We start from the raw sequence: 10,818 nt of genomic DNA on the forward strand, positions 1-10,818 counted from the left end.
AGACTCACACCACCTAACGGCCGGGCCAGCACGGCTGGGAAATGAGCCGCTCCCACTCTTCGTCAGGATGCCCCGGAAGGGTGCGTCCGGCCTCTCGCCAGCGTGTGACGAGGGAGAGGTAGATCGCCGTCGCGGGGTCGTACGGGGCCTGCGGGTACCGGCCGCTCCCGTACGCGGCCTGCTGCCCGTACGAGGGCTGACCGTACGGGGGCTGCTGACCGTACGAGGGCTGCGCGTACGAGGGCTGCTGACCGTACGAGGGCTGCGCGTACGAGGGCTGCGGACGGGGGTGCGGGGGCTCCGGCCTCGTGGTGGCCGGCTGTTCCCCGCGGCTGGCCGGAATCCTCACCCAGCCGCGGCCCTGTGGTCGCTCATCGCTCATCCCGGACCCCTCTCACGCTCTGTGCCCGGCCGCCGGCGCCCGGTCGGCCCGGGTCGCACCGCTGGAACCCGCCAGCGGGCCCCGCGCTCCCAGACGCCTGCGGACTCCTGCCACCAGTCTCCCCGCCGTGAAGCCGGCGCCGTGCACGAATCGCATGGAAGGGCCGAATGAGGGAGCCGTCAGCAGCCCCGCGAAGAACAGTCCCGGCCACGAGGACTCGAAGCCGGGGCTCAGCTCCGGCGTCCCGCTCTCCCCGACGGTCCCCAGCGCGGCCCGCAGCCCCGCGTCGAGCAGGTCCAGCCGGGCCAGGTCCGGGGTGAACCCGGTCGCCGCGATCACGTGCGCGGTGTCCAGTACGACGGACTCCCCGGCCGCGGTGGTCAGCCCGAGCCGGGTCCGCTCGCCGGACGCGACCGCCCGGTGCAGCCGGTGCCCGAGCAGGACGGGGACCCTGCGCTCGAAGCGCTCCCGCAGCCACCAGGCTCCGGCCGGGCCCAGGGCGGTCGCCGCGATCCGCTCCCGGGTGGGCGCGGGCAGCCTGTGCACCGCCCAGGGCAGCTCCGACCAGGCCCAGCTGCGCCAGCCGGTGCCCAGTCCGCTGTGCGGGTCGCGCAGGGCGCGCAGCGGGGGCCGCCGCAGCGGCTGCGGCACCGTGTTCCAGTTCAGCCGGGAGCGGCGGGCCACCAGGCACGGCCGGGCCCCCTGCTCCGCGAGCAGGGCCGCGGTCTCCAGGGCCGCCTGCCCGGCGCCGAGCACGGCGACCTCGCGGCCGGCGAAGCGGGTCAGGTCGCGGTGGCCGGTGCTGTGCGAGTAGTGGGCCGGGGGCAGCTCCCGGAGCGCGCCGGGGTACCGGACGAAGGGCATGACGCCCACGGCCAGCGCCACCGTCCGGGCGAGCAGGGGCGGCCCCTCGGCGGTGCGGACGCGGAATCCGTCGCCTTGCGGGGTGACTTCGGTGACGGTCGCCTCCTCCACCGGGGGTGCGGCATGGCGGGCGAACCAGAGCCCGTACGCACTGAACGTCCCGATGGGCAGCGGAGTTCCGTGTCCGGCCGCGATCCCGCGGCTTTCGCAGTACTCGGCCAGGGTGTAACGCCCGCCGGGCGCCGAGAGGTTGGAGGACCACGGCTCCGACTTCAGGTACATGCCCTCGGGCATGTGATCCCGCCAGGAGGCCATGGGCCGTCCGAGCACCCGCACCCCGAGCCCCGCGCCGGCGGCGTGGGCGGCGATCGACAGCCCGTACGGGCCCGCTCCGATCACCACGAGATCGTCCATCCGCGTCACCGCTGTCCCTCCAGTCTCATGGTCCCTCCCCCGACTTCTCTGATGTCCCGGCCTTCTCGCACGTCTCGGACCTCCTCGCCCGGCCCGTCACCGCGTCACCCCCGTCACGGCGTCACCGCGTCACCAGTTCGTCCGGCTCCGCGGGAGCCTCCGGCGGGCTGGGCCGCGAGGCACCCGGTCCGCCGGCCGCCGCCCCCGCCGGCAGGTCGCCGCCGCGCTGGCGCGGTGCCCGCGCGACGGCCCGGGCCGTGCGGCGGCCTTGCGCGGGGACTCCGCGCAGCACCCTCGCGGCCTTCCCCGCGCCCCGCCCCAGGAAGGCGGCGAGCATCGCGAGGAACGGCCGCGGGTCGTCGGCGGCGAACCAGGCCACCTCCACCCGGCCCCGCTCCCCGCGCGGCAGCGCCCGTACGGACCGGTCGGCGTCGGCGCGGGTCCCGGGACCGGCGACGGCTCCGGCGGCCGCCGGAGCGGGCACGGCCGGGGCGCGGCGCGGGAGGGAGCGGGAGCGGAGGGCCGACAGCAGCGCGTAGTTCTCCGCCACGAAGACGCGTCCCGGCCCGCCCGAGGGCTCCGGGACCCGCTGGCCCGTCAGGTCCAGGTACATCGCCTGGACCACGTCCAGTCCCGCCGTGTCGGTGAAGAGCCGGAACTGCGCCCCCGGCCGGGGGTTGAAGTCCACCAGCCGGAAGACCCCGCGCTCGTCGCGGCGGAAGTCCAGGTCCAGGATCCCGTGGTAGGCCAGCCGCTCGGCGAGGCGCAGCCCGGCCTCCTCCACCGCCGGATCGGGCAGCCACCGCCCGACCGCCGTGAGCCCCGTCCGCACCGGCCAGGACATCTCCTTGCGCCCCGACCCGGCGATCAGCGGATGCCCGCCCCGGCTGAACGCCCCGTGGAAGAACCAGTCGGTGTCCGGCCCGGCGGGCAGGAACCGCTGGAGCAGCAGCCGGCTCCCCGCCTCCGCCGAGCGCTCGTACAGCCTCCGCGCCTCGGCGGCCGAGTGGACCAGGGTGGTGCTGCGCAGGTCCGTGCCCGAGGGAAGCAGCCAGGGCTGGCTCCACTTGGCGATCACCGGAAGGCCCAGCCGCCACGCGGCCTCCGCCGCCTCGGCCCCGCCGGCCGGGATCACGGTCTCCGGGTGCGGGACGTCCCAGCGGGCGCACAGCCTGGACAGCTCGGCCTTGTCCGCCACCCGCGCGGGAAGGTTGTCGGGCTGATGGGGGATCCGGAAACGGTCCGTCAGCATCGGCGCGACCCGGGACACCGCGATCGCGCTCAGGTCGTCCATCGCGATGAGCACGGCCGGACGGCCGATCCGCTCGGAGACCCCGGTCAGGCACTCCAGCAGCGCTTCGGGCGCCTCGGGGTCCAGCCCGCCGGACGGTCCGGGATGCACGGAACGCAGGTAGCGCGAACGCCCCATGGGACCTCCCCCGGCCTCGACGACGGCATGGACCTCCACGCCCTTGCGCCCGAGCGATCTGACGGCGCCGAGGGTTCCGTGGTGGAACGGATTCCGATCGAGTCTGAGCAGAACTGCGGGCACTTGGTTGGGATGCGCGTGCATGAGAACGGTGTCTTTCACCTAGTCGGACCAAGCGGGGAGGATGCGCACCTGCGAATGGCCTAGGCAGACGTCACCGGACAGGCCATTCGTCAGATCTGATGTCTAACGTCTCTCGTAAGCACACCGGTTCAGGAAAGCTCGGGAGAAGCCATGGCCAGACCACGCCGCCGACTGGCGAGCACCTGCATCGGCACGGTCACGGCCGGGCTGCTCGCCACCGGGGCCGCCCTCGCGGCCCCCGAGGAACAGGGCGCGGGCTCCGACATCGCCATGGGCGCCTATCTCGACTACGGGCCGTCGGGAGTGGCCCGGATCCCGTTCCTGTCGCACTGGCTGGGCGGCAAGGAGATCCGGGTCGGACACACCTATCTGCCCGGTGACCGGTGGGCCGGCATCGAAGGCGACGTCAACTTCCTGGAGAACTGGGCCGACTGGCGGCGGGCCCGGGACGACCGGATGTTCGTCCTCAACGTGCCGATGCAGGAGCGCAACGAGGCCCGGGTCCCGGACTACCAGGTCGCCCAGCTGATCCGGGCGGGCGCGGACGGCCAGTACGACCGGCACTTCAGGAAGCTCGCCGAGCGACTGGTGGCGCTGGGCGTCCCGGACACCGTGATCGTGCTCGGCTGGGAGATGAACGGGGTCACCTACACCCACCGCTGCGGACCCGATCCGGAGAGGTGGAAGGCGTACTGGAAGCGCGTCGTCAACACGATGCGCGCGGTGCCCGGCCAGAAGTTCAAGTTCGATTTCACCCCGAACCGCGGCACAGACGCCATCGGCTGGACCAAGTGCTACCCGGGTGACGACGTGGTCGACATCGTCGGAATGGATTCGTACGACCAGGCTCCCGGCCGGACCTTCGACGAGCAGATCAGCCAGCCGTACGGGCTCCAGCAGCACGTCGACTTCGCGAAGGCACACGGCAAGCAGATCTCGTTCCCGGAGTGGGGACTCTTCCGCAACGGGGACAACCCGGAGTACGTGCGGCGCATGCTGAAGTGGATCGAGCAGCAGAAGCCGCTCTACCACACCATCACCGACTACTGCCCGCACGGCGTGTGGCAGTGCAAGCAGAACCCCGGGTCGGCGAAGGTCTTCCGCGACGCCCTGACGCCCGAGAAGCCCGGCCCGGTGATCCCGACCCCGGTGGTGCCGACCCCGGTCATCCCGACCCCGGTGGTCCCGACCCCGGTCATCCCGACGCCCGTGGTGCCGAGCCCGCAGATCCCCACGCCCGAGATCCCGACGCCGGTCGTCACGCCGCCGCCGATCCCCGTGCCGAGCCCGGTCGCCCCGAGCCCCGAGGTCCCGAGCCCGGTCATCCCGAGCCCGGTCGCCCCGAGCCCGGCCGTCCCGAGCCCCGTCGCCCCGAGCCCGGATCTCCCGGTGCCGGTCGAACCGAGCCCGGCCGTCCCGAGCCCGGCCGTCCCGAGCCCGGCCGTCCCGAGCCCGGCCGTCCCGAGCCCCGTCATCCCGAGCCCCGTCGCCCCGAGCCCGGATCTCCCGGTGCCGGTCGAACCGAGCCCGGCCGTCCCGTCCCCCGAGGTCAGCCCGGAGGTCCCGAGCCCCGACCCGAGCCCGAGCCCCCTCGTGCCCGAGCCCGTCCCCGTGGTCCCGTCCCCTCAGGTGCCGTCCCCGGTGCCCTCGCCGGTCGTGCCGAAGCCCCAGCCCGAGAAGCCGCCCGTCAACAGCACGCAGTGGTGCGTGCCGCTCAACTTCGGCGAGTGGCTTTCCAAGCTGGTCGGCAGGCAGTCGTTCTGCGTCAAGATCGACTGGGGCAGGGACTCCGGTTTCTGGCCCTTCTAGACGGGACGGCGGGGTCATCGGATCCGCAGTTCGTTGAGCCGTGCCCGCCAGTCCCGGGCGGCCGGCAACGCCTCGCGCAGCACCTCCACCGCCCGCCCGCGCCCCGCCACCTGCGACTCGTGCAGCCGCAGCAGGGGCGCGAGCGCGGCCGTGGACAGCAGGAGCCGCTGGTTGACGACCGTCCGCGGCCGCCAGTGGTTCTTGTACGGTTCGCTGCCCCGCAGGAAGCTCACCACCGGGCGGCCCTCGGCGAGCGCGCGGTTGGTCTCGTAGCGCAGCAGCAGCGTCGTCACGTCGACCTTCCGGTCGCGCAGGTCCGGGTCGGCCCCGTAGAGGTAGCCGCCGCTGAGCGCGCCCGACAGCAGGGTGAGGTTGGCGGCCACCACCTTCCCGTCGAGCCGGAACTCGGCCAGCCGCCCCTCCCCGGCCCGCACCATCCGCCGGGTGGCCCGGGTCAGGTGCTCGGCGAACCGCGGCTTGAGGTGCTCGGGGGTGACCCCGCGGCCCCGCCACTGCTTCTCGTGCAGCCGCAGCAGCGTCCGTACCGCACCCGGTACTTCCTGCTCGGTGACCTCGTGCTCCTCGATCCCGGCCGCGTCGCTCTTGCGGAGCTTGGCCCGCACCCGCTGCGCGCCGGAGGACGGCATCCGCTTGACCAGCTCGTCGAAGGGCATGGCCGGCAGCTCCATGCACGTGGAGTCGGTGAGCTTGCTGCCGATCCCGGGCCAGGCCGCGTACACCGCCTCGGCGGCCGCCCCCGGCCGGACCTCGCGCAGGTCGACGACCGCGCCCCGGGCCGCCCGGTGCAGGCCGTTGGCCAGCGCCGGGACGACCTGGTCGGCGTACCGCTCGGCGACCAGCACGTCGAAGTAGTCGGTGATGCCCCCGCCGAGCGGCACGAGCAGCGGCAGCGGCCGGTGCACGAGCATCAGCGCGGCGGCGCCGACCAGCTCCTGCCCGCGCCGTACGAGGACGATCCGCAGCCGGCCGTCCTTGCCGTAGGACAGCCACCAGGAGTGCAGCCAGGCGTGGCTCTGGAAGGGGGTGGCGGTGGGACAGCCGCGGACGAGCCGGTTCCACGGCTCTTCCAGCGCGGCGAACTGCCGGGGGTCGCGGCACAGCGTCACCGACAGGGCCCCGGTGGAGCCCGGAGTCATCGCACGGACTCCTTCTCCTTGGTCTCGCTGTGGTCGCCCTGCGCGGGCAGCGAGGCGAACTCGCCGACGGCCGGGACCACGGCGTCCGCCTCCCGCGCCCTGCGGCGCCCGGCGGGCCGGGCCAGCATCCACAGACCGCCCAGCAGCCCGCCGGCGCACAGCCCGACGGCTCCGCCGAGGGCGGGGGACGCGGAGGCCGGCTCGGTGGGGGCGACGGCCTGGTTGAAGAGGAGCAGCTGGACGCCGGTGTTCTTCGCGGCCTGGTTGCTGCTCAACGACAGCGCGTCGGCCACCGCGTTGGCGATGTCGGCGGCCTCGGAAGGGCTCTTCGCGGTCCCCGTGATCGCGATCATCGGGGACTCGGGAGAGGTCTCGGCGCGGACCCGCGTGCGCAGCTGCCGCACGCCGATGCCCGCGCGGGGCTGGGCGTAGGCGAGGGTCGAACTGCTGGTGGCGATCCGGGCGTAGGCCTGGGCGAAGCCGAGGGCGGTGGCCGGCTCCGTGGTGTCGTCGGGGACGGCGACCACGTAGCTGGTGGCGGCGTACTCGGGCGCCTTGAGCACCCCGTACGCCCCGCCCGCGGCCAGCCCCAGCAGCGCGGCGACGGGCAACGGCCACCACGCGGGCGGCGGCAGCAGCCGGACCCGGCGGCGGTGGGTGGACTTCTTCTGCTCGGCGGTGTCAGCCATGTGCGTGCCTCTTTCCTGGTGGAGGAGTGGTGGTTTCGGATCCCCGGTGCGGGACCCCTGCGGAAGCGCGGTCAGCCGGCCTCGCCGCCCCCCGGCGCCGCCCGCGGCCCGGTCGCCGGCCCCGGCACGGAGGCCGTCTTCGGCCCCGCCAGGGGGTCCCTCCCGGCGGTGGCCTCGGGAGGCTGGGGCGCGGGTGTCCGGGAGCCGGCCCCGGGCGAGGGCACCGCGCCGTCCGCTCCCGCCGTGCGTCCCCCGGCCGGCGCGGCGGTCGTCACGAGGTCGTAGACCGACAGGAGCCGCTCGGCGCTGCGGGCGATGTCGTAGCGCCGCACCACCGCGGGCGGCGGCAGCCTGCGGGCGCCCGCCTCCATGTGCCCGCGCAGCGCGGCGACCAGTTCCTCGGTGCCCGTGCCGATCCGGCGCGCCCCCGGCGCCTGCGTCGCCGGCAGGTCGTCGATCGCCGGACAGGTGACGTGCAGCACCGGCAGCCCGGCGGCCAGCGCCTCGATCACCGCCAGCCCGAACGCCTCCTCGCGCGAGGGCGACACGAAGACGTCCATCGCGGCGAGCAGCGCCGGGATCCCCGGCGTCCGCCCGTCGGCGCTGTCGCCCAGCGGGTCCCGCTCTCCGAGCAGGTGGATCCGGCTCTGCGCACCCAGTTCGGCGGCCAGCGAGCGCAGCGCGGCCCGCTCCGGTCCGTCCCCGGCCAGCAGCAGGTGCGCGCCCGGCAGCGCCGCCACCGCCCGCACCAGCACGTCGAACCGCTTGCCCGGCACCAGCCGCCCGACCCCGCCGACGACGAACGCCCGCTCGGGCAGGCCGGTCCGGGCCCGGGTGGCCCGCCGTACGCCTTCGTCGAAACGGAAGCGGACGGCCTCGATCCCGTTCGGCACCACGTGCACCCGCGCGGCCGGTACGCCCCAGCCCTCCAGCCGGGCGGCGACCGTGTCCGACACGGCCACCGTGGCCGCGCCGAGCCGTTCGCTCGCCAGGTACAGCGCCCGTACCCCGCCCGACAGCGGCCGGCCCTCGATCTCGCCCTCGCCCAGGGAGTGTTCGGTGGCCACGACGCGGGCGACCCCGGCGAGCCGGGCCGCGAGGCGCCCGTACACGCAGGCCCGGTACAGGTGGGTGTGCACGAGGTCGTACCGGCCGCGCCGGATGAACTTGACCATGCGCGGCAGCGCTCCCAGGTCCCGGTTGCCGCTCATCCCCAGGTGCGCGACCCGGATCCCGTCCGCGCGCAGTCCCTCCGCCACCGGGCCGGGGTTGGTCAGCGTCAGGACCTCGCACGGCATCGGCATGTGCCGCAGCAGCAGCCGCAGTTGCTGTTCGGCGCCGCCGACGCCCAGGCCGGTGATGATGTGCAGCACCTTGTCGGCGGTCACAGCCGCACCGCCCGCCGGAGCTCCCGCACCCGGTGGCGCGCCTGCTTGATCCCCAGGCGCGCGCCGCCGTCGGCCTGGCTGATGTGCGTGCGGGGCAGCGCGTGCGGCCCGGCGAGCCGCCCGGGGTCGATCGCGCAGGCGTACGCGTACCCGGCGTCCCGGGTCGCGGCGACGACCCGGGCGTCGAGGTGCCCGTACGGGTAGCAGAACCCGGCGGGCAGCGTCCCGGTCAGCTCCCGGATCAGCTCGCGGCTGCCCCGCAGTTCCTGCTGCAGCACGTCGTCGGCGGCCGCGGTGAGGTCCTGGTGGAGCAGCCCGTGCGAGCCGATCTCCTGCCCGGCGGAGGCGGCTTCGCGGATGCCCTCGGCGGTGAGCAGGGACTTGCGGGGGCCGAGCGGGTCCCACACGTTGTCCACGCCGAGGCGGCCCGGCAGGACGAAGAGGGTGGCGGTGAAGCCGAAGCGGCGCAGCAGCGGCAGCGCGCAGGTCAGGAAGTCGGTGTAGCCGTCGTCGAAGGTCAGGCCGACCAGTCCGGCGCCGCTCCCCGCCGCACGGGCCCGCAGCAGTTCGTCGACGGACACCCCGCGCAGGCCGCGGGAGCGCAGCCACAGCAGCTGGGCCTCCAGCGCGTGCGGGGTGACGGTGATGCCGTACGGGTCCTCGGCGGGATCGGTGAACTCGGCGACGGAGTGGTACATCAGGACCCACGGCGATGCGGTCCGGCGGGTGGGAACCAGCGCGGCGGCGGGCGCCGTATCGGTGTCAGCGGACATTGCGGAACCTCTGGGTGAGCTGGGAGGTGAGGTGAGCGGTGAGCTGGGCGAGCTGGCCGGGCAGGGCGGTGATCTCCAGCGCCCGTATGGCCATGCCGGTGGCCCCGAACATGGCCGGGACCAGCAGGCAGCCGAGGGCGGCGCTGACCAGGGGGTCGGGGATCATCGGGCCGGCGATCCAGCCGGTGACGCAGGCGGCGACGGCGGCGACCGAGAGCCGGCCGATGCTGATCGCGACCCGGCGGACCTGGATCGCGATGATCCGCGAGCCGAGACCGGTGAGCAGCAGGACGGCGGTGGTGGAGATGCCGGCGGCGTTGGCGGCGGCGATCCCGTAGGTGCCCCACCAGCCGACGGCGAAGGCCCCGGCGACGATGTTGACGAGGAGCCCGGCACCCATCGCGAGCGCCGGGAACCAGGTGGGCCGGGCGGTCGAGAAGAAGGGCCGGGACAGCGCCCCGACGAGACAGTGGCCGAGCAGTCCGAGGCCGTAGACCCGCATGACGGAGGCGGTGGCCTCGGTGTCCTGGTGGGTGAAGGCCCCGCGTTCGAAGAGCACTTGGATGATCTGGGGCGCGTACCCGATGACGAGGGCGGTGCCCATCAGGACGGCGAGGGAGGCGAGCGCCAGGTCCTGCTCCACGCGCCGCCGGGCCTTCTCGCGTTCGCCGCCGGCCATGGCCTGGGCGACGACGGGGAAGGTGACGGTGCAGATCATCAGGGACAGCACCATCGGCATCTGCGCGACCTTCTGCGCGTAGTTGAGGTGCGAGATGGCGCCGGGCGGCAGCGAGGCGGCGAGGAACCGCTCGACCAGCACCTGTGACTGCCGGAAGACGGCGAAGAAGATGACCGGGGCGATCACCCCGAAGGCGATCAGGGTCGGCCGGTCCCGGTCGCGCTGGCTGCGCGGCGCGCCCTTGGCGCGGGACGGCCCGAAGCCGACGTTGCGGATGAAGGCGGGCAGCTGGACCAGCGCCATCAGCATCCCGCCGACGGCGACCCCGGCGGCGGCGGCGCGCACCCCCCACAGGGCGTGCAGGGCCACCATGGTCCCGATGATCCCGACGTTGTACGAGACGTAGATGGCGGCGGGCGGGACGAAGGACCGGTGGGCGCGCAGCGCGGCGCTGAAGTAGCCGGCGATCCCGAAGGACAGCACGGTCAGGGCGGTCATCCGGGTGCATTCGACGGCGAGCCCGGGATCCGGCAGTCCGGGGGCGAGCAGGGCCACCACGAGCGGGGCGGCGACGATGAGCACGGACGCCACGGCGGCCAGGAGCACGGCCAGCCGGGGCAGCGTGGCCCCCACGAGCAGCCGTACGGGGTCCTGCGCGCGGGCCTCCTTGCGGGTGAGCCCGGCCCGGCTGGCGGCCCGGCGGGCCAGGGCGTGGCTGAACGCGGGCACCATCAGCAGCGCCATGGCGTCCTCGATGAGCAGCGTCGAGGCCATCTCGGGGACGGTCCAGGCGATGAGGAAGGCGTCGCTGTCGTGTCCGGCGCCGAAGAGGTGCGCGATGGTCTGGTCCCGCACCAGCCCGAACACGGCCCCGGCCGCGGTCAGTCCGGCGGTCACGGCGGCCGCCTTGGCCAGGGCGCCGGTCGCGCCGCCGCCGCCGCTCGCCGGGCGGCCCGCCCCGTCGCCCGGGGCCCGCGGGGTCCGGGGGCCCGGCGCCTTGCCGCGACCGGGGCCGCCCGCGGCGCGGGGGGCCCCGGGGCGCGCGGCGGGCGCGGGGCGCGGGGGCCCGGGGCGCGCGACCCCGGCCCCC

Annotated in this window: 9 protein-coding genes; 1 reads left to right on the forward strand and 8 read right to left on the reverse strand. The window is 74.9% G+C overall.

Translation table 11 applies throughout. The features are described from left to right. Positions 1 to 13 precede the first annotated feature (13 nt). The 3 genes from ACWF9Z_RS26430 to ACWF9Z_RS26440 form a co-directional block, all read right to left on the reverse strand. Positions 14 to 382, reverse strand: a complete 369-nt coding sequence (locus ACWF9Z_RS26430; protein ID WP_453605819.1) for a hypothetical protein — start codon at positions 380 to 382, stop codon at positions 14 to 16. 12 nt (positions 383 to 394) lie between these two features. Next, a complete protein-coding gene (locus tag ACWF9Z_RS26435) occupies positions 395 to 1,660 on the reverse strand; it encodes an NAD(P)-binding domain-containing protein (protein ID WP_453605820.1) in 1,266 nt (421 codons plus the stop codon). Positions 1,661 to 1,781: 121 nt separating this feature from the next. Continuing rightward, positions 1,782 to 3,089 carry a carboxylate--amine ligase gene (locus tag ACWF9Z_RS26440; RefSeq protein ID WP_453605821.1) on the reverse strand — a complete coding sequence of 436 codons (1,308 nt, stop codon included), beginning with the start codon at positions 3,087 to 3,089 and terminating at the stop codon, positions 1,782 to 1,784. Positions 3,090 to 3,383: 294 nt separating this feature from the next. Here ACWF9Z_RS26440 and ACWF9Z_RS26445 point away from each other — a divergent pair, with 294 nt between their 5' ends. Continuing rightward, positions 3,384 to 5,042 carry a glycosyl hydrolase gene (locus ACWF9Z_RS26445; RefSeq protein WP_453605823.1) on the forward strand — a complete coding sequence of 553 codons (1,659 nt, stop codon included), beginning with the start codon at positions 3,384 to 3,386 and terminating at the stop codon, positions 5,040 to 5,042. A gap of 14 nt (positions 5,043 to 5,056) precedes the next feature. On the opposite strand, the gene ACWF9Z_RS26450 is transcribed toward ACWF9Z_RS26445, so the two are convergent. From ACWF9Z_RS26450 to murJ, 5 genes are all read right to left on the reverse strand, one after another. Further along, on the reverse strand, positions 5,057 to 6,199 hold the full coding sequence (locus tag ACWF9Z_RS26450; protein WP_453605825.1) for a GNAT family N-acetyltransferase: 1,143 nt from the start codon (positions 6,197 to 6,199) through the stop codon (positions 5,057 to 5,059). After that, positions 6,196 to 6,888, reverse strand: a complete 693-nt coding sequence (locus ACWF9Z_RS26455) for a lipopolysaccharide biosynthesis protein (RefSeq protein WP_453605827.1) — start codon at positions 6,886 to 6,888, stop codon at positions 6,196 to 6,198. Before ACWF9Z_RS26455 ends, ACWF9Z_RS26450 begins: the two co-directional genes overlap by 4 nt. A gap of 71 nt (positions 6,889 to 6,959) precedes the next feature. After that, positions 6,960 to 8,276: a glycosyltransferase gene (locus ACWF9Z_RS26460; protein WP_453605829.1), complete on the reverse strand. Its 1,317-nt coding sequence runs from the start codon at positions 8,274 to 8,276 to the stop codon at positions 6,960 to 6,962. Continuing rightward, the gene (locus ACWF9Z_RS26465) at positions 8,273 to 9,049 is read right to left on the reverse strand and encodes a polysaccharide deacetylase family protein (protein ID WP_453605831.1); all 777 of its coding nucleotides are present in this window, start codon (positions 9,047 to 9,049) and stop codon (positions 8,273 to 8,275) included. The genes ACWF9Z_RS26460 and ACWF9Z_RS26465 overlap by 4 nt, the downstream gene beginning before the upstream one ends. Then, positions 9,039 to 10,818, reverse strand: a 1,780-nt coding sequence (murJ, locus tag ACWF9Z_RS26470) for a murein biosynthesis integral membrane protein MurJ (protein WP_453605833.1), incomplete at its 5' end; no start/stop codon positions are given. The genes ACWF9Z_RS26465 and murJ, both read right to left, overlap by 11 nt.

The organism is Streptomyces sp. NPDC054961 (assembly GCF_053609145.1).

Coding starts and splice junctions, on each gene's coding strand:
- ACWF9Z_RS26430 (WP_453605819.1), bottom strand. CDS start 382: ATGAGCGATGAGCGACCACAGGGCCGCGGCTGGGTGAGGATTCCGGCC.
- ACWF9Z_RS26440 (WP_453605821.1), bottom strand. CDS start 3,089: ATGGGGCGTTCGCGCTACCTGCGTTCCGTGCATCCCGGACCGTCCGGC.
- ACWF9Z_RS26435 (WP_453605820.1), bottom strand. CDS start 1,660: ATGGACGATCTCGTGGTGATCGGAGCGGGCCCGTACGGGCTGTCGATC.
- ACWF9Z_RS26455 (WP_453605827.1), bottom strand. CDS start 6,888: ATGGCTGACACCGCCGAGCAGAAGAAGTCCACCCACCGCCGCCGGGTC.
- ACWF9Z_RS26450 (WP_453605825.1), bottom strand. CDS start 6,199: ATGACTCCGGGCTCCACCGGGGCCCTGTCGGTGACGCTGTGCCGCGAC.
- ACWF9Z_RS26465 (WP_453605831.1), bottom strand. CDS start 9,049: ATGTCCGCTGACACCGATACGGCGCCCGCCGCCGCGCTGGTTCCCACC.
- ACWF9Z_RS26445 (WP_453605823.1), top strand. CDS start 3,384: ATGGCCAGACCACGCCGCCGACTGGCGAGCACCTGCATCGGCACGGTC.